At 45.2% G+C, this 22,187-nt stretch carries 19 protein-coding genes; 10 read left to right on the top strand and 9 right to left on the bottom strand.

Annotation, left to right across the window (positions count from 1 at the left end; translation table 11 throughout):
• The first annotated feature begins 7 nt into the window (after positions 1–7).
• Positions 8–2,842: a M16 family metallopeptidase gene (locus HHL16_RS13315; protein ID WP_169425689.1), complete on the top strand. Its 2,835-nt coding sequence runs from the start codon at positions 8–10 to the stop codon at positions 2,840–2,842.
• Between the two features lie 94 nt (positions 2,843–2,936).
• Here the strand turns inward: HHL16_RS13315 and HHL16_RS13310 are convergent, their stop codons facing one another.
• Positions 2,937–3,404 (bottom strand): DUF2269 family protein, encoded by a 468-nt coding sequence (locus HHL16_RS13310; RefSeq protein ID WP_169425688.1) that lies wholly within the window; start codon positions 3,402–3,404, stop codon positions 2,937–2,939.
• Positions 3,405–3,494: 90 nt separating this feature from the next.
• On the opposite strand from HHL16_RS13310, the gene HHL16_RS13305 reads away from it, so the two are divergent.
• The 6 genes from HHL16_RS13305 (at position 3,495) to HHL16_RS13280 (ending at position 8,022) form a co-directional block, all read left to right on the top strand.
• A complete protein-coding gene (locus tag HHL16_RS13305) occupies positions 3,495–4,472 on the top strand; it encodes an AraC family transcriptional regulator (protein ID WP_169425687.1) in 978 nt (325 codons plus the stop codon).
• A gap of 103 nt (positions 4,473–4,575) precedes the next feature.
• Entirely contained in the window at positions 4,576–5,112 is a 537-nt protein-coding gene (locus HHL16_RS13300) for a sigma-70 family RNA polymerase sigma factor (RefSeq protein WP_169425686.1), read from the top strand.
• 1 nt (position 5,113) lies between these two features.
• Complete coding sequence (locus HHL16_RS13295) at positions 5,114–5,893, top strand: anti-sigma factor (protein WP_169425685.1); 780 nt, start codon at positions 5,114–5,116, stop codon at positions 5,891–5,893.
• 129 nt (positions 5,894–6,022) lie between these two features.
• Positions 6,023–6,739 (top strand): ferritin-like domain-containing protein, encoded by a 717-nt coding sequence (locus HHL16_RS13290; protein ID WP_169425684.1) that lies wholly within the window; start codon positions 6,023–6,025, stop codon positions 6,737–6,739.
• A 10-nt stretch (positions 6,740–6,749) separates the two neighbouring features.
• A complete protein-coding gene (locus HHL16_RS13285) occupies positions 6,750–7,589 on the top strand; it encodes a ferritin-like domain-containing protein (RefSeq protein WP_169425683.1) in 840 nt (279 codons plus the stop codon).
• 31 nt (positions 7,590–7,620) lie between these two features.
• A complete protein-coding gene (locus tag HHL16_RS13280) occupies positions 7,621–8,022 on the top strand; it encodes a hypothetical protein (protein ID WP_169425682.1) in 402 nt (133 codons plus the stop codon).
• A gap of 78 nt (positions 8,023–8,100) precedes the next feature.
• On the opposite strand, the gene HHL16_RS13275 is transcribed toward HHL16_RS13280, so the two are convergent.
• Both HHL16_RS13275 and HHL16_RS13270 read right to left on the bottom strand, forming a co-directional pair.
• Entirely contained in the window at positions 8,101–8,853 is a 753-nt protein-coding gene (locus tag HHL16_RS13275; protein ID WP_169425681.1) for a hypothetical protein, read from the bottom strand.
• 69 nt (positions 8,854–8,922) lie between these two features.
• On the bottom strand, positions 8,923–9,897 hold the full coding sequence (locus HHL16_RS13270) for a PD40 domain-containing protein (RefSeq protein ID WP_169425680.1): 975 nt from the start codon (positions 9,895–9,897) through the stop codon (positions 8,923–8,925).
• A gap of 163 nt (positions 9,898–10,060) precedes the next feature.
• Between HHL16_RS13270 and HHL16_RS13265 the strand changes: the two genes are divergently transcribed.
• The 3 genes from HHL16_RS13265 (at position 10,061) to HHL16_RS13255 (ending at position 13,083) form a co-directional block, all read left to right on the top strand.
• Complete coding sequence (locus tag HHL16_RS13265) at positions 10,061–12,055, top strand: sensor histidine kinase (RefSeq protein WP_169425679.1); 1,995 nt, start codon at positions 10,061–10,063, stop codon at positions 12,053–12,055.
• Complete coding sequence (locus HHL16_RS13260) at positions 12,036–12,677, top strand: response regulator transcription factor (protein WP_169425678.1); 642 nt, start codon at positions 12,036–12,038, stop codon at positions 12,675–12,677. The genes HHL16_RS13265 and HHL16_RS13260 overlap by 20 nt, the downstream gene beginning before the upstream one ends.
• Before the next feature lie 238 nt (positions 12,678–12,915).
• Positions 12,916–13,083, top strand: a complete 168-nt coding sequence (locus HHL16_RS13255; RefSeq protein ID WP_169425677.1) for a helix-turn-helix domain-containing protein — start codon at positions 12,916–12,918, stop codon at positions 13,081–13,083.
• Positions 13,084–13,148: 65 nt separating this feature from the next.
• Here HHL16_RS13255 and HHL16_RS13250 read toward each other — a convergent pair whose 3' ends face one another.
• The 6 genes from HHL16_RS13250 to aqpZ all read right to left on the bottom strand — a co-directional run bounded on the left by HHL16_RS13250 (position 13,149) and on the right by aqpZ (position 22,073).
• Positions 13,149–13,517, bottom strand: a complete 369-nt coding sequence (locus HHL16_RS13250) for a hypothetical protein (protein WP_169425676.1) — start codon at positions 13,515–13,517, stop codon at positions 13,149–13,151.
• A gap of 165 nt (positions 13,518–13,682) precedes the next feature.
• Positions 13,683–14,033 carry a hypothetical protein gene (locus tag HHL16_RS13245; protein WP_169425675.1) on the bottom strand — a complete coding sequence of 117 codons (351 nt, stop codon included), beginning with the start codon at positions 14,031–14,033 and terminating at the stop codon, positions 13,683–13,685.
• A 105-nt stretch (positions 14,034–14,138) separates the two neighbouring features.
• The gene (locus HHL16_RS13240) at positions 14,139–14,507 is read right to left on the bottom strand and encodes a hypothetical protein (protein ID WP_169425674.1); all 369 of its coding nucleotides are present in this window, start codon (positions 14,505–14,507) and stop codon (positions 14,139–14,141) included.
• Complete coding sequence (locus HHL16_RS13235) at positions 14,494–19,068, bottom strand: DUF6443 domain-containing protein (protein ID WP_169425673.1); 4,575 nt, start codon at positions 19,066–19,068, stop codon at positions 14,494–14,496. Before HHL16_RS13235 ends, HHL16_RS13240 begins: the two co-directional genes overlap by 14 nt.
• A gap of 344 nt (positions 19,069–19,412) precedes the next feature.
• The gene (locus HHL16_RS13230; protein WP_169425672.1) at positions 19,413–21,194 is read right to left on the bottom strand and encodes an alpha-L-fucosidase; all 1,782 of its coding nucleotides are present in this window, start codon (positions 21,192–21,194) and stop codon (positions 19,413–19,415) included.
• A gap of 177 nt (positions 21,195–21,371) precedes the next feature.
• A complete protein-coding gene (gene aqpZ, locus HHL16_RS13225; RefSeq protein ID WP_346766839.1) occupies positions 21,372–22,073 on the bottom strand; it encodes an aquaporin Z in 702 nt (233 codons plus the stop codon).
• Positions 22,074–22,187: the final 114 nt, after the last annotated feature.

Raw genomic sequence — 22,187 nt, 5'->3', positions numbered from 1 at the left:
TTTTATTATGAGCATCCTTATAAAAAGAAGAGCAGGCATCTTAGTGTTGTTATTGCTGATCCTCGGCGTAGTGTCCTGCAAAGACGATAAAGTATCCCTCACAGGATTAGAGAAAAAGATCTTACCGAATGACTCAGCTGTTATTACCGGTGAACTGCCGAATGGTTTGAAATATTATATCCGCAGGAACAAGAACCCTGAGAACAGGGCGGTGTTCTACCTGGTGAATAAGATCGGTTCAGTACATGAAACTAATGAACAACGTGGGCTGGCTCACTTTGTTGAGCATATGGCGTTTCGCGGAACCAAAAATTTTCCGGGAAATAATGTGATTGACTTTCTGGAAAAAGCAGGTGTAAAATTCGGGGCCGACCTGAATGCGTATACCAGCTATAATGAAACAGTATACCAGCTTCCCATTCCTACACAGGATAGCAGTTTGCTGGGAACCGGTCTGGCCATTCTGAAAGATTGGGCTCAGAATATCGAGATCACAGAAGCCGGTGTAAATACAGAACGGGGCATTGTTCTGGCGGAAAAGCGCCAGCGGCAGGGATTGGAGCAGCGCATCAGAGAACAAAGCCTGTTCAATCTGTTGAATGGTGCTAAGTATGCAGAGCGCGCACCCATCGGCATCGATTCTGTATTGAAGAATGCAAAGGCTGCCGATCTTCAGAAATTCTACCAGAATTGGTATCGCCCCGATCTGCAGTCGATTATTGCCGTAGGTGATTTCGATGCGGCTGAGATGGAAAAGAAGATCATCGCTCTTTTCAGTGATCTGAAAAAGGAGGCGAATGGTGCACAACCGGAAGAGGTGAAAATACCTCAGATAGAACGGGAACATTATCAGACTGTGTTAGACGAAGAGATCGCCAATGCCACTATTCAGGTGCTGCATAAATATCCAACCAGAGACAAGATAGAATCCGAGCTGGATCTGAGAAATTCGATGATCGCTTCTCTGTTCAATACCATGCTGGCCAACCGGATCAATGATATGCGGAGAGGCGCTGAGATGCCCTTTCTGAGTGCAGCCATAAAAATTGAATCTTTGTTTGCCGGCCTTGGATCAGCTTCCGTAAATGTAACGGTGAACCTGGGTGAATATGAAAAAGGATTCAAGACCATCATGCGTGAGCTACGTAAGATAAAAGAGCAGGGCTTTAATCAGCATGAGCTGGATCGTGCAAAAGCCTCCTTCATAGAGAAAAAAGATTATCAGTTTGGTGAACGGAACAAGGTCACTTCTCAGAATTATGTAACAGTGTATGTGAATGCATTTTTGAAGAATGTGCCTTATCCCGCTGCTGAATTTTACAATGAATTCTACAACCTGCATATCAGGAATATCGGGCTGGAAGAAGTACAGTCCCTCATAGAGAAATTCTACAACAATAAGAACCGCGACGTGTATGTGATGGCTCCGTCCACTGAGCGTGACCAGCTTCCCGGTATAGAAGAACTGGAGAAATGGACAGAAGAAGTAGGAAAAGAGGAACTGGTTGTTCAGGAAGAAAAGAAAGTGAATAAGAAACTGATGAATGAGTTACCAAAGGGAGGCAGCATCGTTTCTGAAACAACCAATCAGGAGATGGGGATCACTACCTGGCAATTAAGCAATGGAGCGAAAGTGATACTCAAACCAACTACTTTCAGAAATGACCAGATTTTGATCTCTGCATTCAGTCCGGGCGGAAGTTCGCTGTATCCTGATAAGGATTATCAGTCTGCGATCGATGCTGTTGGAATACTGTCCAGAGGAGGCGTTGGTGAGCTGGACGCTAAAACATTATCGAGAGTGCTAACGGGCAGGACCATGACAGTAAACCCATTTATCAGTGAGAATTATGAAGGAGTGAATGCAAGCAGCAGTAAGAAAGATCTGGAATCTGCTTTTCAACTGATGCACCTCTATTTTACGCAACCCAGGCTGGATAAGGAATTGGTGGCCGGCATACTCAAAGAGGCCAAAGACCGGGCACAGAAACGATACAGTAAACCGGCGAACGTATTTGCTGACACAATCAATGCTGTAATGTTCAATCACCATTTCCGCAAAAGAGCGGTCCAGGCAGAAAGAGTGGATATGATCAATGCAGATACGGCGCTGAAGATCTATAAGGAAAGATTTGCTGATTTCTCGGATTTCACTTTTGTACTGGTGGGTAGCCTGGATCTCAATACCCTCAAACCTATGGTGCAGCAATACCTGGCCAGTCTTCCCGGCCTGAACAGAAATGAAGGAACAAAATACATTCAGTATACATATCCTGAAGGCGGATTTACCAAATTGATCCAAAAAGGGAAAACCGATAAGTCTACTGTAACGATGATCCTGGATGGAACATATCAGGAAGAACCTAACCTCGCAGGAAATATGACGGCGTTAAGGGATATTGTACAACTAAAAATGACTGAAAGACTTCGCGGAACTGAACATGAAGTGTATTCGCCAGGTATTTCAATGAGCATGCTGGAAAACAGCAAACGGTATGAATTGCGCATAGGATTTACCTGTTCTCCGGGCATGGTAGAAAAATTGACGATGGCTGCCAAAGATGAACTGAACAAACTGGTTACAAACGGTGCCTCTGCCGGGGAGTTGACCAAATTCAAAGCTGAGTTTGCAAAGAGCATGGAAGTGCAGCTGAAGCGCAATGAATACTGGCTTAGCCAGATCTGCGCCAAACTGCAGGTAGGAAAGGATCTTCAAGAGATCACTGAAGTGGCCAGTAAGATGGAGGCCGTAACTGCGCAGAGCTTTAAGGAGACTGCAAAAAAATACCTGCATACAAACAGTTTGAAAATATTTGTATTGTCGCCTGAGAGCGGGCAATAATCTGAGTTGCCATTTTGGTAAGACAATTCATCGACAACGTGCCGGCAATTCCGGCATGTTGTCGATAAATCTTACCTCAATGTCTATAAAATACTCAGTTGATCTTAAGCACACCCAGCGCAAATATGAAAAAGAACAGCACCAGCTGAACAACGAAAAATACCTGCACTCTCGATTTCAACGTAAGGGCCCTTGCAGACAAGGCGCTGCCCTGCGTTTCAGCTAAAGCAATATTCACGCGCTTTTCCAGCGACCGGCCTACAACGGCATTTACGATGGTCAGCAATACCAGTATCATTTTAACTCTGAACCAAAGTTGCTCTGCATATACGCCATGCGTTTGCACCATTAATGTTACACCGGAGCTGATGAGCAACACCATTCCAATTCCGATAACCACGGAGAATTTCTTAGTCAACGCAACTATTCCCAATGCCTGCTGGCCATTATCCGGATAAAGCTTCCAGAACCTGCGATTGGCAATAAAAGCAATCAATGTTGTGCCTGCAACAAGGGTTAATCCAACAATATGCACTAATACAATTAATAAGTAAGGATTCATATTCATTATGTTTTTACAACCCTGCTAAATTCATGAATGCTGCCTGTTTCAACTTATATCTAAAGGAGTTAGATTTGTATAAAGGGGAGTATGTCTTTCGAATTAAGAGAATTGAACAATGATATTTCCATTCACCGGAATGAATTGTCGGTGAAGGATTTCCATCAGAAAAAACTGGTGGAGCTCAGCAGTGAACTGGATACTCCTTATGCTGCTACGAAGATGACCCAATGGAGTTTCGATGGCATACGCCTGATGCATTCCAACTGGCTTTACAAGGGAAACCCTCAACTGGTCTGGAAAACGGATTTTGAAATGGTGCACCTGCAGTTCAATCTGAAAGGATGTATTGCTATTGAACCGGCATCGGGCCATAAGGCACTTGAGTTTGGGGAGAACCAGCACAACATGATCTACACATCGAATGCAACAGGCATTATCCGTAATGCCGGTGCCACTGCTACCCAGTTCATCATGCAACTCGATAAAGACGTATTTCTGCAGCTCACCAATAATGCCAATGAAAATCTGCAGCGATTTGCAGAAAAAATCATGAAAGGAGAGGCGGTGTCGATGGGTGATAACCTGCCCATCGATTTCAAATTGCAGCAGGTAATAGATGCTATACTGAATTGTACTTACGAAAACAGTATGAAGCAGCTGTACTACTTTTCAAAGGCCATTGAAATACTGGTACTTCAGGCAGAAGCATTTAACAATGCGGCCGGCAGAAGCAGATCGGTAATTAAAACGGCTTATGATAAGGAGCGCATCATGTATGCGCGTGAGTACCTGAATGAGCATGTGGATAATCCCCCGAACCTTGCTGCGCTGGCCAAACTGGCGGGCCTGAATGAGTATAAATTGAAATATGGCTTTAAAGAATTATTCAATATAACAGCCTTCGGGTTTGTAGCGGAAAAAAGACTGGAGCTGGCAAAGAGTTATCTGCTCGATGAGCAGAAAACGGTAGGAGAAACGGCCAACCTCCTGGGATACTCGTCCATTCAGCATTTCAGCGCCGCTTTCAAAAAGAAATACGGCATTTCGCCGAATAAGGTGCGGTAAGCATTTCCCCCTATGATCCATCCACTTAAAAAGAAATCTCCGGCAGGTAAAACTTTCCTGACTTTTGAGGCGTATATGATGCACTAATGTTATTCATCTACGATTGAAAGGTGTACATACATATTCCGAGCAGGAGCTCGTAGAAGCGCTGAAACAGCGCGACGGTAAGGCCTTTGGTTATTTATATGATCATTACTCCGCAGCATTGAACGGAGTGATCATGGATATTCTGCAGGATGAGGAATCTTCGATAGATGTTCTTCAGGAGGTATTCATTAAGATATGGAAGCAGATTGAACAGTATGATCCTGTAAGGGGGAGACTGTTCACCTGGATGTTCAACATTGCCCGAAATGCAGCCATCGACGCCACCAGAAAAAAAGAATGGCAGAACCAAAAGAGAAGTTCTTCGGTAAATGATTACACATCACTTGCCGACAGAGCTTTCAACCCCGCAGAAGACACGGGACTGCGGAAAATAGTACAATCGCTCAAAGCCGAACATAAAGTGCTCATTGAACTGTCTTACTTCCAGGGATACACACAGGAAGAAATTGCCGAAATGCTGAAACTGCCATTAGGGACAGTGAAAACAAGGCTCAGAGCGGCTATACTGCAATTAAAAAAACAGATGAGTTAGCATGGATATACATGCATACATACAAAGCGGCATCATAGAAAGCTATCTGTTGGGCATCGCAGGTGAGGAAGAAGAGAAAGAGCTCAACAGCATACGCCGCCAATACCCCGAAGTAGAAGCAGCCATCCAGCGTGCTGAAGAATGGCTCCATGGAGTGGCTTCTTCCTACACTGCACCGGTTCCTTCCAAGGTAAAGGACAGGATTTTCGCCGTAATCAACGAAGATCTCCCGTCGCGTCCGGTTGCTGTAATCAGGCCATTTTACCGATACTTTGCAGCCGCATCGCTGATTCTCCTGATATGCAGTTTGGCGGCAAACCTGATTCTGTACAAAAAATACCTCACTGAAAAGAACAATGCACTGGCATTGCAGCAAAACAATCAGACCCTGCTTGCCAACAATAATCTGATACAGGCTAAAATGAACATTGTCAGCAACGATCTTAAGCTGATGGCTGCTGCCGGTTCTTCAAAAATTATTCTGAATGCCGTTGCAGGCAAAAACCAGTTGCAAACTGTGTTGCTGCTGGATGCTGCAAAGCAGCAACTGCTGATGGTGGGTAATTCTCTCCCCAATGCTCCCACCGGAAAACAATACCAGCTCTGGGCGATCGTTCGCGGAAAACCAGTCAATGCGGGTATGCTTACCGGTTGCGATCCTTACTGCAGATTCAATGCGGTAGCCGGTGCCGAAGCTTATGCGGTTACGCTCGAAAAGGCCGGAGGCAGCGACCAGCCCACACTTGAGCAGATGTATGTATTCGGGAAAGTGAACAGCTGAACCGCTCTCCAAAAAAATATTTACCACAGTGAACTTTATGGCTTTTTGCCACGTACCTATTTAATCCACATCATCCATCGCAACCCCTCTCTGATTTAAATGGACCGCTAACCAATTAAATACATAATCATGAAAAAAGAAAAAATGCAGCTGCCCCAAAAGGGTAGTGAAGAGGCCTTATTGCCCAATCAGGTTGGGCGAAGAAAGTTTCTTACTTACGTTGGACTCACAGCTTCCATTGCAGGCGCTTCTGCTTTTCTTGTCGGGTGCAACAAAGACGATGATAACAATGGAGATAACGGAGGCGTCAATCTCGGAAGCGGAGATATCGGAATTCTCAACTATGCCTACGCGTTAGAGCAGCTGGAAGCCGCATTCTATACCAGGGTGATCGCTTCGCAATATTCCGGCATCACTGCATCAGAACTTGCTTTGCTTACTGATATCCGCGATCACGAAGTGGCGCATCGGGAGTTCTTCAAAAAAGCGCTTGCAGGTAACGCCATTGGTGCATTGGAAGTGAATTTTGCATCCATTGATTTTTCCAGCAGAACCAGTGTGCTGAACACTGCCAAGGCATTTGAAGATCTTGGCGTATCTGCCTACAACGGTGCCGGAAAGCTCATTACAACCAAAGCCTATCTGGAGCTTGCAGGCAAAATTGTATCGGTTGAAGCCCGGCATGCAGGGTATATCCGCGACCTGCTGAGCAATGGCAGCTTTGCCGACAGCACGGTGGTGAATGCACAAGGCCTCGATCTTGCCAAATCTCCTTCAGAAGTATTAAATGTTGCAGGTGCTTTTCTGAAAACGAAAGTAAATGCATCTAATCTTCCCACTTCTTAAAACTATCACTATGAACTTCTTTGAAATATTCAACAAACTGGAAGAAACAGATCCGGAAATATACGACCGGATGGATACCAGAAGAAAGACCATGCAGCAGTTTGCCCGAACAGGCCGTGTACTGGCACTTACAGCACTGCCGCTTGCACTGGGCAGTCTGTTCAAAAAAGCTTACGGACGTGATACTGCAGGTATTGTTGCCGTATTGCAATATGCTCTTACTCTCGAATACCTCGAAGCTGAATTCTACACTAAAGGAGTAGCAATGGCTCCCATTCCGGCGGGTGCGCCAACTGGCGCCATCACCACCATTCGGGATCATGAGAATGCGCATGTAGCATTGTTAAAGTCTGTGATCACGCAGCTTGGCGCTACTCCGGTAAGTAAACCCACTTTCGATTTTTCTGCCGGCAACGGGTCGGGCAATGGTCCCTTCAAAGATGTATTCACCAACTACGCGCTGTTTCTCGCAGTTGCACAAACTTTTGAAGATACCGGTGTACGTGCTTACAAAGGGCAGGCTGGTGAGCTGATGGAAAACAATGATATACTCACCGCTGCATTGCAGATTCATTCGGTAGAAGCAAGGCATGCATCACATATCAGAAGTATGCGCAGGGCGCTGCTCAGCAATAACACCATCAAGCCATGGATCACCGGGAAAGATACAGGTGGCATCGGAGCTGCTGTACAGGCGAGTTACAACGGTGAAGACCTTACTACGCAGGCGGGAATCAACATTGTGAATATCGGAAATTCCGGAGTATCTGTTTCCGCTGCTTCCGAAGCTTTTGATGAACCACTCAGCAAGGCCGATGTGCTGGCGATTGTGGATCCGTTCATCGCATAAATCATTTCTTCAACTTAAATACATGATACATATGAAAAAGTCAATTGTTATGCTGGCATTTTGCCTGCCGGCAGTACTGTTCATGAGCAGCTTTGCAACAAAAAACAGCAAAGAAGTTACTGTAACATCCATCAGCAGTGATTGGATGAAATCCAAATCCGGCACATGGCCCGGCATGAAAGACGGAAAAACATACTGGTACAAAATCGACAAGAATGCCGGCCTCTGGTGGAGCACTGACGGTAAAAAATGGGCAGCGGTAAGCGACGGCGCATGGGCCGATAAATCCGGCAAGTGGCTCAAGATCCATGAAGGCAAGCTGGTATGGAGTGCAGATGGTAGTTCATGGTCTGAAGTGCCTGACTGGACATGGGAAGGCTCCGATGGTAAATGGTATAAGTTCAATAACAAATGGGAGCTTTGGGTGAAATAGAAGCACGGTTTGGCGTTAAAGAAAAAAGCCTGCGGCAGATGCTACAGGCTTCTTTCATTTGCAGGAGTTGAGCATTTATCAGCTCACCTGCAAAAATCCAAAATTGCCGGTACTATGTTGTTGTGCAGTATAACACACAAACAGCACCCGCGATGCTGTTGGTATACTCGCATAAAAAGATGAATCATTACTGCTTCCGTCGAAATTCATCGGATACGCTGCAGCGCTGTTATCCGCAAACGTTACATTGGCCACCACATCGAAATCATCCGGCGACCAGAAACTGTTTGGATTGCCTACTGTTATTTTGCAGCCACACATCATTTTTACCAGCACTGATAATGTTCCTTCTGGTTGTGTTGCCGGATTCGGTTCCAGCAGCAACCCTGCAACCGGAAGTAAAAACGTATAATCCGTTTGCTGCGGCACCAGTACAATCAACTGTTCCACCAGTAGCGTCAATCCCGTTGGCTTGGGAACATACGCTTTTAATGTGGCATTGATATATGGTGCATCGGGTATGCTTACTGAAACTGTTCCGCGTACCGTATTGTCGTCGATCGTAAGATAATTGGTCTGATATCCGCTTGTCGGATTGCCTGAGCCGGATGTCTGCAATGTGAGTATCGGCGATGCATACGGTGATGCATTCGAGAACTGCTGACTGATATTGCCATCATCGATGCCACTTGCAGTTGCATCGTAAACGAGCGGATAGCTTTGCCCTTCCACAATTAAATAAATACTGATATTGTTGTTGCTGTATGCATTCGGCCCTAGGAATTTACCGCCTGCTGCCTGAAGAAATACTGTAATGTTTACCGGATTCATAATAAAGAATAAAGTGAAACAATAGGATATCGGTTCCGGTAATCAATTTACAGTTTCTGATGCACTTGCTTAACGCCAAAGCATGATGCCATCCGAAGCCTGCACACTGGTTTCCCCTTTTGGTACAAACGGAATAACGCGCTTATCTGCATTTGTATTCACATTGTATTTTCCGTAGTCCGCCGGTATGATGGCCATTTTCCAGTACCTGCCCCAGTCTCCGGTTCTTGTAAAATCATAGCCTATCAGCAATCGCTTTGAATCCGGTGAGAATACCGGCATCACTTCAATGTAGTCGCTTTCTGTTATCTGAGTAAGATTGTTCCCATCTGCATTCATCATCCAGGTGTGATTGCCGGCATTCAATGCAATCTTGCTTCCATCCGGACTTACTGCAAAATTTCCCCAACTGGCAAAGTTGAAAGTTTTTACCAGCGTTGCTGCTGTCATTTCTTTGTTGGTTCTGTACAAACTGTTTTCCAGTCTGAACAGCAGGGTGTTGTCTGGCATCCATTCAACTGATTCCGTGAGTTTTTTGCCCTGAAAGGAAATCAGGTTCAGCAGGATTTTTCCCTGAAGATCCAGTATCATGATGCCATCGTCGTCGGTGGGAGGTACAACAATCAGCGTTTTATCGTACGATAATGTGGGGAATGTGTGGTTTGCATAGCCCGAATTCTTTTTGAACCGCGATACGATGGTGTTATCCTTGATATTGGTGATGGTGTAGAGTTCTGCATCATAATCATCCGGATGATCTGTTACTTCGAGCAGCAAAGTGTTATCACGACTGATATCCCAGCCATTTCTCCGGGTATTGTAAATGAGGGCTCTTGCTTTTACTCCGGTATTGAGATCAACTTTGGAAATGCCTTCCGTTGCCCAGTCGAAGTACACCACACCGGTTCCCAGTTGCACGTTTCCGTTTCCCGGGTTTGTACCCGGACCAGGATTGCCGCCATCACCGCCGCCATTGTCGCCCTTGCCTTTGGAGCAGGCGTTCAACATCAATGCCAGTGCTATCCAGAATAAATGCTTGCTCATGTTGGTTAATGATTAATGGTTTGAATTGAGAATTGCCCAACAAAATTCCGATTGCAGGCGTCGCAAGGCAATACTCCCAAAGGAGTAATTTTTAGGAAGAAGCGCCGGAAAGCTATGCTCCAATTGTTTTATCATTATTTTTAGTGCAGGTTCAAACTTGAGTATGCTGAACAAATCATTTTCAATCACCATCTGTTTGTTGCTGCTGTTGTTGTGCATTCGCATGTCTGCAAGTGCACAGCATCTGGTTGATGACCGCAGGTTTCCCGACAGCCTTCAGCAGGTATTGAAAAATGCAACAACCCTGAAAGGCAGGCTGGATGCGCTTTTTCTGCTCTCGGATTACTACAGTGTTAAAGACACTGCCAAAGCACTCGGCTATGCAAATCAAAGCATTGAACTGAGCCGTCAGGATGAATACCTCAATGCCTTGGCGCACTTCTATCTCGCAGGAGTATATTTTGAATTCGATGCCAGCCGCAGTCAGCAACAATATATGTATGCAGAAAAACAACTCAGCAAATTCTCACAACCCGAAGCGCTCATCTTCAGATCGAGAGCATGGAATAATTACGGAGCCCTCGAACAGCGAAAAGATAATATGAGAGGATACCTCCATATCCTCATCAATAAAGCATTGCCGCTTGCGCAGCAGGCGGGCGACAGTACAAGAGTTGCATTGAACTATCACAACATCGGATTGATATTGCTCAATCAGAATGAGTACGAACGCGGGCTGCAATACTTTGCCCGTGCCATATCCATCATGGAAGCCGGCAATACGGTATACGCAGATCTGGCCGATGCTTATGCGTTGTCTGCCCGTGCAAATATTCTGAGCGCACATCCGGAACAGGCTTTGTACTTTCTGCAAAAAGCCAAAAAGGTACTGGAACCGAATCCCGAATCGCCCTACTGGCCATTGTATTATTCAGTGGAGGGAGCGTACTTCAGATATGTAAGATCCTATGCGTTGGCTCATCAAAGTCTCGAACATGGCCTGGTACTGGCAGATAAGCTGAACGATATTTTCGAGAAACGATCCCTGCTTCACGAACAATTCAATGTATACCGGGAAGAAGAAAATTACACTGCTGCACGCAATATGTTGTTGCTGGGATTGGCCATGGAAGCCAGTTTTCCGCTATCCAAAAATAAAAAGCAATTGTTGTACGATCTGGCAGAAACCGAAAAGATCATCGGCAATACAGAAGCCGCTTACAGTCGGCTGATGCAATATGCCGCATTGTCCGACTCCATTTATCAGAACCAAACCAAAACAGAGATCGCTGCACTGGAAACACAATTCAGAACAGCGGAAAAAGAAAAGCAGATTCTGAATCTCGAACACGAAAAGAAGATCGGTGCGCGCGACAGAAAGTATCAGCTCCTGCTGCTGCTCGCTGTAATTGCCGTACTCAGCCTCGTTGCAGTACTTGCCTTCATGCAATTGCGGCATCGCAAAAAGATGGCCGCAAAGCGGGAGGAAGAACACCGAACAGAACTCGACAGTATCGAAAAAGAAAAGCAGCTCTCCAATTACACAGCCCTGATGCATGGGCAGGAGCAGGAGCGTCAGCGAATGGCCCGTGATCTGCACGACGGACTTGGGTGCCGCCTCGCTGCTGTAAAACTAGGCTTGTCTCGCATTCCGGCAGCACATGCTGTGCAGCAGCAATCGCTTCAACAGGTGATGGATCAGTTGGATACCGGCATCAGCGAATTGCGTTGGCTGTCGCGCAATATGATGCCGGAATCGTTGCTTACTCTTGGATTGCAGGATGCCCTTAAAGATCTCTGCTCTTCCGTAATGAATCCGCAGTTGCGCGTAACATACAACGCCTACAATATCGATGAAGCACTGCCATTGGCCACGCAAACCATGATCTATCGCATGATACAGGAGATCATCGGCAATGCAGTGAACCATGCCAATGCATCTGCGCTGATGTTGCAATGCAGTCAGGAGGAAGACAGCTTCTTCATCACAGTAGAAGACAATGGAATTGGTTTCAATACCAATAATCATCATGCGGAAGGAATGGGAATGAAGAATATCAGAAACCGTGTGGAGTATTTCAATGGACAATTCCATATTGAATCATCACCAGAAGGAACCATCATTAATATCGAACTGAATGTTGCCCAATCATCATAAGATCAGCATTGCCATTGTGGATGATCATCCGATAGTTATTCAGGGCTTTAAATCGCTGCTGGAAAATGATCCGGTGTACGAAATCGCAGGTTGTTTCACCACCGGTGGAGACCTGATGCAGTTTCTCAGTCAACAGAAAGTGGATATTCTGTTGCTGGATATCACACTTCCCGATGGGAGTGGTGTTCATTTCTGCAAAGAGATCAGCGAGCGATATCCCGATACGAATGTTGTTGGATTGAGCAACCTGAATGAGCGCAGCATTATTTCACAACTTTTGAAGAATGGTGCCCGCGGCTATCTGCTGAAAAACTTATCAGCCCGGGAATTGCTCGATGCGCTGAATACTGTTATGGAGGGCAAAATAGCGCTCAGTGATGAAGTAAAAGACATTCTGCAGCAACCCGATCTCAATACATTGCAACCCGTACCGGAACTTACCAAAAGAGAAAAACAGATCCTTCATTTGCTGGCAGCAGGGAGAAAGTCTGCAGCGATAGCAGAAGAGTTGTACATCAGTCCGCTTACCGTTAAAACGCATAGAGCTACGTTGCTGCATAAGTTTCAGGTGAATAATATCGTAACCCTCATCAACAGGGCAAAAGAAACCGGTTTGATCTGATGGCATATCATCTTTTAACAGTTCGCAGGGAAAGATTGTGCAGCTGTCTGAACCAGTTTCGGGTAAATTTGTTCTTCAAATAATCTTCATCAAAATTCACTGGCTATGCATCCGGGAAATGCCTTGATTCTGGATAAAGAAATCTGAAAGTGATCATGATCAAATTGGCCAACATCAACGCAGCTGCGCTTACTGGCATCGATAATGCCGATAGTAAGCTCTATCCATCAATGGCCATGTGATTGACGAAGCCAAGCGTGCATTGCAGTTTTCGGCCCGACCCATCAAAGAGATCGCCTATGATCTTTCATTTTCCACTCCTGAGCAATTCAGTCATTTCTTCAAAAAGAATACGCAGATAGCGCCTGTAGACTATCGGAATATGTTCGTCAATATTGGCAGGTGATCGGTATTTTCTGACATTCTTCGCATAGCATGCTCCGCATAATTTTGTGATCAATAAACACAGCATTATGCACACGAATAAATTGAAATCAATAGCAGGTATTGCAATTCCCAAAATAGCTTTGATTGAGGCCCGCCTCTGGGGCAATTACTCATAGAAGGCGCATTGATGATGGATCTCAGCTGACTTTCCTGATTGAAACTGTAGAAGTAAGCCTGATACCTGAACAGGATCTGACGACCATTTTTTGTGATGATCTTCGACAGGTAGAACGTAGCACCATTACTGCTTTCTCTGAGATTGACATCACCATTGTCAGAAGAGCTGCCGCTTTCAGATGCTTCAAAAAAGAATTGGTTGCCTGTAAGGTCTGTAACTTTCCACACTCCACCTGAATTGGTAATCTTCAGATCTGTTCTGGGAGCTACTTCCATTTGCTGATTGCCTTTGTAATAGAAATAGTGGGAGTTGTCGAGCAGGTTCAGGTGGAATAAATCGTATTCGGTATCCTGCTCTTTTCTGAGGATCGATTCGAAGAAAACGGCTTGTTGTTTATATGTTTGGCGACCTGCGTAGTAATCTTCCAGATTGGGATTGCCCTAGTACAATCCATTTTCCACCTGACTAAAATCACTGAGGCCACGAATCTGCCAGTTGATTGTTCCGCCGAATTGCAGGTTCCAGCCATAGCCAACCCATGATGCGATCTCTTTTGGTTTTACACCATTATTGTGATACGATAAGGTAACGGGAATGCTCAGCCCATCGATGTTGATCGTAGTTAGTGGAATGCTTACTTCTGGTACACCTGTACTCAGAGAAACAGGTATTTTTCCATACTTTTCAAAACCGGCAACATTCGGAGATTTTGGGATGATCTGCGGCAAGGCACCCTGATTGGGAACCTGTGCATAAAATTCTGAGGATGATAATCCGAGCAGTAGAATCAAAAGAAGTGTTTGACGGATTGTCCGTCTGAAACATTTAGACATAAAATAGGGTAATAGGGGAATGAAAATCCCAGGCTGTTTTGAAACAACCTGGGATGAGTGAGTTTATTTGCAGTCTGGCAATGTTTTCCAGCCTTCTGCGGGAGCTTTGTCGAAGTCGATACAGTCAGGAACCGATTCGTGAAACAGCACCAGATTTAGCTCGGGGTCTACTTCTGAAATTTTTACAAAGACCAGTTTTCCAATTTCACGGCCCCCAAAGTCCTTAAATTTCATTGTATATTCCTTATTCTTGAAACGGTAAAGACAATAATAAATAGTACTATTAGTCAGATTGTTGAGCGATTGAATTTTTGCCACAACATATACCTTGTTTCTATTGATTTTGTTCTTTTTGTTTTTCCCCCAGAAAAAGAAGGCACAAAAGATTGTCCCAAAAATCAATATGAATGCTATTGCTTTATTTTTTGTCATCCTGTTTAGGTTGAACTGCTTTAACTCCATTTTTGGCTTGATCTATCATGGCATCAAGGCCATTGGCAATACGGGAGTCTGCTTTGAAACTTTCTGCCAGGCTACCTGTTGCTATTTTTGCAATTCCAAAAAGGGCATCGATACCTACAAAATCCCCCCTTTTCGATCCATCAAATACTGTAGTTACACCCGCTTCTGCCTGAACATCGATTGTTGCTCCCAGTGCTTCTCCTGCTATTTTTCCCCCTATTCCAAAAGGAGCCCCAAGCCCACCAATTAAAACATCAAAATAATCTACTTCTGCACCAGGGTTAAGATAGTTGGCTAATGTTTCTTTAGCCAGATTGGTACCCATTTCTGTCAGCATCTTACCTCCGTACTTCACTACAGTAGGGTTGTTGATTAATCTGCTGGCGAGTTGCCCTCCTTTTGATAGAAACTGACTCACTTTTGCGGCGCGGTATGCCCATGCCATGCCTTGAAATACCTTACCAATTGGAACAAATGACGATGCCACGTTAAGTAAGCCATACTGAGCAGCCTTGGTCATTTCAAAGCGTCTATTCTCATACTCCCATACCCTCGTAAGCTGGGATCTGAGGGATTTGCTGTCTGTACTTCTGAACACTAGTGTGCCTCCGCCGTGCGTCAGCCTGTTCAGATACATCTTATAATTTGAAACCTTAGCTGTAACCACTACCGGCGCAAGATTTGTTGTTTTTGTTGTAAGTACTGTATCCAATCCCGTTGGGTCATTCAGCAGAATCGGATTGTTCATGGCAAAAGTGTAAGGAGACCATTCCACAAACTTCTCTGCCATTTCATCCAACTGAATAAACCTGCCCAGTTGCGGGTCATATAGTCTGAACGGTGTTTCGTACAAATGTAGCCCTAATCCTTCATTCAACTCGGTTCCGCCATTAAATTTGCGGGTATTCTCCAGTCTCCCAAAGGCTTTTGAGCTGATCGCAGCAATAGAAAGTCCGAACGGATAATAATGTGTTTCTTCCAGTATCGGCCCGGCATTATGAACTACACTCAGGTCATTAAAATATACATCGTAATTATCTGTCTCATTGCTTACATAAACATAGAGGAAACCATTCTTCCTGATATTCACAGTTCCTGAAGTGAGGGATTCGATCACATCAGCCGTTGAAACCTGCTTCGCATTACTGGATGCTTCTACAAAGTTGAACTGTTCATCAAACAGTATCCAGTTGAGGAATGCTTTCGGCGCACCAGGTGCTGCATTGTTTTTGGAGGTTCTGAACAGATCTACAGCGCCCAGTAAAGGACTGGTTACATCGTTTTCCAATAATGATAAAGCTCCTTTCGATTCTCCGGCTTTACCTACTATCCCTGCCGCCAGAGAGGTCAGTAATTGAGGAACAGAGCTGGTAGGTGAACCTACGGTTCCCTGTGGTCGATAAAAGGATTTTACTCCAATATCCATTTTATCTCCTGACATTACTCGCAAAACAAGTGAGGGCCCGATCTTTTTACCCAGGCCATTCAGTTTGGCCACAAATTCATTGGGATTAGTGGTCATGGCATCGGCAGGATATCCTCCAGGTACATTTGCAGTAGGGAAAGCGGTTTCCGTGATATTGGAGAACAGCGCTTTTTCCTTTTCCCTGTACGCCGTTTCCATAGTGGCGTAATATTTGGAAGTTTCCTGTTGCTCGGTGAGTACCATACGGGTGTTGCCGAGTTGATCTTTCAGGAAATAATCATACACATACTCGTTAACAGTTCCGCCTTGTTCGAGTGTCTTTTGAATTAATCTGATACGGCCTGCTTCAAAACCGATGTATTGTAATTTGTCATCTTCATATGCCATATTTCCGAGGAACTCTGTGATTTTGGGAGCTTTTCCATCCTCTGTCAATATGCGCTTCAATTTATTGCCATTGGCGTCATAGGTATATTCTATTGTGCCCTTGTTGCCGGCAGCTCCTTTGAAAGTAATCAGTACAGGGAGGTTCAGGTAATTGTAGATAATGCCTGTTGTGCCCGCATCGCCAATATCTTTATTGAGGTCTTTGTTGAGATTGCCATTGACATCGTATGAATAATCGGTGGCGCCTGGAGTTTTAGCTCCGCCAAGAGCACTCATATAAGTTTGTGAGCTTCTGAAGTCGCCCAGTTTTGTCAGCGGATCATTTTTAGCATCGATTACGTTTTTCAGCTTATTGGTATAGGCAAAATAATTATACTGAAGCTCATCGATGAGTACACTTGGGGAACCTGCAGCAGTGCCCGGTTTCCATCCGTATTTGTTCATGGTAAGAATGTTCCCATTGAAGTCATAGGTGATATTTCTTACACTGAAGTTGAGATTGGAGTTCTGGTCAATACTGCCATTCTTAAATTGGCCAAATTCAGCAGCAGTAAGCCTGTTCAGGTTATCGTAGCTGTAATCGTATTTTCTCTTTTCTCCGTCTCCCGCACTGCGCCAAACTGTTCCGCTGGCGTTGCCATTGAATTGCGGATTGGCAAAGCTGGTTCCCGCAACAGAGGTTGCTGGCTTATCATATCCTAATTCATATCCGAATTTATGTGTTGAGTTGTCGTTTTTCAGATAATCCCTGTTTGCTCCAAGCACCCATCCCAGAATGTTGTAATCGAATACCACCGACTCATTTACAAGAGGAAATGATTTTGTTTTCAGTTGGCCCAGTGCGTTATATTCCTGCGTAATTATTTCAGTTTCGGGTTTTGAAATTGTTACGCCGCCAATGGTACTGCTGACTGATTTTTTGATACTCATCACTCTTCCATAATCATCATAGTTTGGTTTTGTGATTACCATATGCGTTTGTGGGTTGGTGCCCAGCTTTTGCTGTTGGGCTATTGCCACCAGGGATTGCCCGTTCCACGCGTATTGAGAGGTGGAGACATCCAAGCCATCTGTATAGTTTTGGGTGCGGAGCTGCACCAGTCTGGCATCTTCATCATAAAAATGTACGCTGGTAATATATTTGAGTGGGTTGCTGCCGAGTACAAGCGTTTTACTTCCAGTTACCATGCCCTTTGTATTGTTTGAGGCAACAACTTCCTGTGCATAGGGAGAAGAATTGGTAGCAGCATAGAAATGACTGCTCACTTCAGTTGTGCTGAAAGTTTTTAATGTTGCAGGCAGTGGAGTGGTCCATTGGTAATTGTCATAATAAGTAATAGTATGTGCAATAAAACCTGCTCCGTTGGGAATAGGGTTTCTATTTACCTGCACTCCTTCGATCTCAACTGAGCCGCCCGTACCGCCTCCATTGATAAGTTCAAGGTTGATGTTTGCATTGTTTTCACTTTCAAATCCAGGCTCAAGGCTAATGCTGTTGGTTGCATAATAGGTGCCGGATGGCGTAAGTGTTGACATTACTTTATCGGCCACCACGCCAGAACCCTGTTCGGTGGTTGCTGTTTGAATATCAACCAATCCCTGCAGTTCTGCGCGGGAACCACTGTAATTGATGATTCCAATTATGACCTGCCTGTTCAGTTCATCATACAGATAGGTTAGCCATTGACCTTTCTGGCGCATAGCTTCATCCTGCGTAAATACAAGCCGGTCTGCAACATCATAGATCATGTAGGTTGTTCCTCTGCCGGGATGCTGCTTTGCAGTTATACGCATCCGGTGGTCATATTCGTAACGGAAGCATTGTTCTGCGAGGATGGTTGCATTAGTCAGTTGCCAGTCTGTGCTGATGGCTTTAACTGCTTCGGGTTGAATCACGCAACGAACATTATTGAAGTCGTCATAAACATAATAGGTGTTGACCCAGCCTGTATGGCCTGAACCGTCTCCATTATCCTGCGTGTTACCTACCTGGGTTTTCCTGAGAATTATCTGTCCGCTTTTATCTGTAAATATTATTTGCTGTTTCTGGTGTTCGCTAATGGTGATGTCTTTTGTTAACTGGCCAGCGGGATATACGCCAGTTACCTGATACGATGCATATCCATTGGGTTGTTCGGTAACCTGCCAGATCTTCACATCATCGATGGCGGTGTTGAGCCAGTATTTTGATTCAACTCCCCGTGATTGCCCAACCCAGCTATTTCCCGGAGCCATCATTTTGGTCTGTCTGCTCAACGGCGACGCTTCAAACTCTGTTTTTGAGTAAAAGTAGTTCTCTCCTTCATATTGAGCACCGGCAAAGGTCGCCTGCTGCTGAAATGGATTCAATTTGAAATTGCCATCATTCAAAGTGCCACCCCCCGCTACGGCTGTAGCAGCAAAAGGAAGGTATTGAAGTGGTGTGCGACCGAAGTTATCATATACAACCGGCGTAACAAGGTCAACCTGATTGCCATTTACAACGGCTCCTTTTTTTACTACTGTTTGAATTGGTCTTCCCAATCCGTCGAGATATTCGGTCGATTGCATTACTTCTTTAACCCCTTTGGTCACAAATACTGATGGATCTGTTTCAGGAGTTTTTGCACTCCATGATCTCACGTAATTTACTTTGGTGGTGGCACTGTAAGGAACCGGAAGCGGCTCCGGCGTCTGAGCATTGCTGACAGCGAATGTAAAACATGCTGTCAGGCTCAAAAGGATAAGTTTGGTCAGGTTTGCACTGGTGCTAAAAATCATAAGAATCAGGTGCATGGGGTTATGAAATACAGATTACTATCAGAAACAAGCTCTGATCTGTATCGGGGCTGACAATAACAGATGATTTAACTGGGCTGAAACTATATCAGTTAGGTGCAGAACGAAAAAACAATAGTGTAATTATGGATTGCATTTGGTTAGGGTATTGTTAATGGAGCCAAAAATAGCCAGAATCCGACTCAAAACCAACTCCAATTATTTATTTGCATTAACCGCAGGATTTTATTGGGTTTAACTCTGTAGCAGCCTCATATGGTTATGCTGATAACTGTTGATCTCCATTATTTCACCGGCTCGAGGATAACCGCTTTCAACTTCAACAATTCATTGCCGTTAATCAGTGGCTTTATTTTGATAGTGGCCAGCCCAGGTTTTGCACTCACAGTTCCAATGTTATGCTTTATGAACATCAATGGCGCCGTTTTTTCGAAACTGCCTGTTTTCAATGTGCGAAAGTAAACCGGTTGTTCATTGAAGTAAACAATGCCTTCCTGTTTTGCTGATGCGGGGTCGCAGGCATATTCGAGTATCACTTTGTAGTCTGCGGCATTTGTGATTCTAATCGGAAATGCGATCTCATCTGTACTGTCTTTCAGATCCGTGATGCAGTCGGTATGTTTCCAGTCGCCGTAATAGTGGCTGTAGGTAAGGCTTTTCATAGATGGCTTTCCTTTAAGTGTTGCGCGTACAACTTCCAGTTGATTTTGAGGGTAATGAGCAGAAACTGTAACTGGCGTTTTCAGCGATGGCTCAGGGAGTTTGCCATCATACTCCATCACAATTACTTCATCCGGCGAAGAGGGGAGTGATGCAGGCAGTTGTATGGAAAGATCTGTACCACGCAGTGTAAACTGCAATGGCTGTTTATTTTTCAGGAGGTATATTTTTTTGATGCGAATGTTTTGCTGAAGCGGCACAAATATTTTTCTGTTATCCGGTTGATGCAGCACATGCAGGAACTGTTTGCCGGGAGCTGATGTACTTACGCCCCAGGGCTGATCGGCAATCAGTCCATATGTGCTTCCATAGATCGAGGCACCGTATGTGCGCAGCCACTTGCCGGCTTCTTTCAGGTATCTGATGCTGTATGCTGGTATCTTGCCTGTGCCATCCGGTCCAACATTCAGCAGAAGGTTGCCTCCACGCGATGCAACATGCGCCAGCAATTGTACAATCGCTTCAGGTGTTTTGAAATTGAGATCATGGCGGATAAATCCCCAGGAGTCGTTATGCGTGTACAGCGATTCCCATGCGCCTTTGATGGGAGTGGGAGGCAGTTCCGAATCCCCAAAGTCTTTGTAATCGCCCAGTCCATGGCCAACGCGGCTGCTGAACAGGCATCCCGGCTGAAGCAGGCGAAGTGAATCGATGAACAGTTGTGTTTGTTCTTTGGTCATGCCACCCGGAGTATCGAACCAGAGAATGCCAAGCGGGCCGTATTGCGTGAGCAATTCTTTGATCTGCGGAATGGCTTTCTGCTGATAATAGAGCTGATAGTTTTTCTTAGACTCATTGAAGTCCCAGCTGTTCTTTCCGCCGTTGGGTTCGTACCAGTCCTGAAATTGCGAGTAATAGAATCCAAATTGCAGTCCTCGTTTGCGAACAGCTTCAGATAAGGGTTTCATGGGATCTTTGTGGTAAGCGCTGGCATCAGTAATATCGAAATTGGTGGCTTTTGAATCGTACATGGAAAAGCCTTCGTGATGTTTGGCGGTGATCACCATGTACTTCATTCCGGCATCGGCTGCAAGCTGTGCCCACTCTTCTGCATCGAAGTCAACAGGATTGAATGCTGCTGCCACTTGTTCATATTCTTTCACGGGGATTTTTGCCTGGCTCATCAGCCATTCGCCACTGCCGTAATATTTCTTCCCTTTCCATTCTCCGCCGAGTTTGGAATACAATCCCCAGTGAATGAACATGCCGAATTTGGCGTCTTTGAACCATTTGATATTGGAGTGTTCTTTTCCGGAAGAACGATTGTCCCACATTTCGTCCATGGTTTGTGAGAACAAACTAATCTGAAGCAGGAGCAGAGCGGTAATGGTGGCAAGATTTTTCATATCAGGGCAGCGATGGTTTTGAACCGGTAAGAGAACAAAAAAATCGGCTGCATGCTTGCAGCCGATTGGAAATATAGTGAGCTGAATTGGCTTTCACTTTGAAAACGGGCATCGGTAAGCAACAAAAAGCCCCTGAACAATCAGGGGCTCCGATTTCTATGTAAAGGTTCTGATCAACTACTTCCACAATGCTTTGTACACAATGCCTGCGAGTGCTGCACCCAGTGCAGGAGCAAGCAGGAACAGCCAGAGTTGTGACATTGCCCAGTCGCCCACGAAGAGGGCCTGACTGATGCTTCGTGCGGGGTTTACAGAAGTGTTGGTTACCGGAATGCTGATGAGGTGGATCAGCGTGAGGGTAAGGCCGATGGCCAGCCCTGCAAATTTTCCTGTACCATTTCTGCTGTCGGTTGAGCCAAGGATCACGATCAGGAACATAAATGTCAGCACTGCTTCTGTTACGAAGGCCGACTTCATGTCGTAACCACCGGGCGAATGTGCCCCATAACCATTGGCTGCAAAGTTTCCGATGCTGCTGCCATTACCGGTTACGATCACATACAGCACAGCGGCTGCTACGATACCGCCCAGCACCTGTGCAATGATGTAAGGTACCAGGTCCTTAACAGGCAATCTGCCTCCAATGCATAAGCCAATGGAGACTGCCGGATTGAGGTGAGCCCCTGAAACTCTTCCGAGTGAATAGGCAATAGTGAGCACCGTTAATCCGAATGCAAGCGCCACACCCAGATGGCCAATGCCTGCTCCGGGAAAGGATGCTCCAATCAGGGCGCTGCCGCAACCACCCAACACAAGCCAGAAGGTTCCAAAAAACTCAGCCATGAATTTCTGTACCATAGTTATCGATTTAATGATCATGAATATAATAAAAATAGTTATATGAACTGATAACTAGGGCATTCAGTGCCAGTAAGTTGTTCACCCGAAATGCACCTTTTCCTCAAATGCCGCCCCGTGTGCGTACCTTTGCGC

Origin of the sequence: Pseudoflavitalea sp. G-6-1-2 (genome assembly GCF_012927185.1) — a bacterium.
Lineage (GTDB): Bacteria > Bacteroidota > Bacteroidia > Chitinophagales > Chitinophagaceae > Pseudobacter.
The sequence above is the reverse complement of the archived record's forward strand: the minus strand, read 5'-3'. Positions and strand labels throughout refer to the sequence as shown.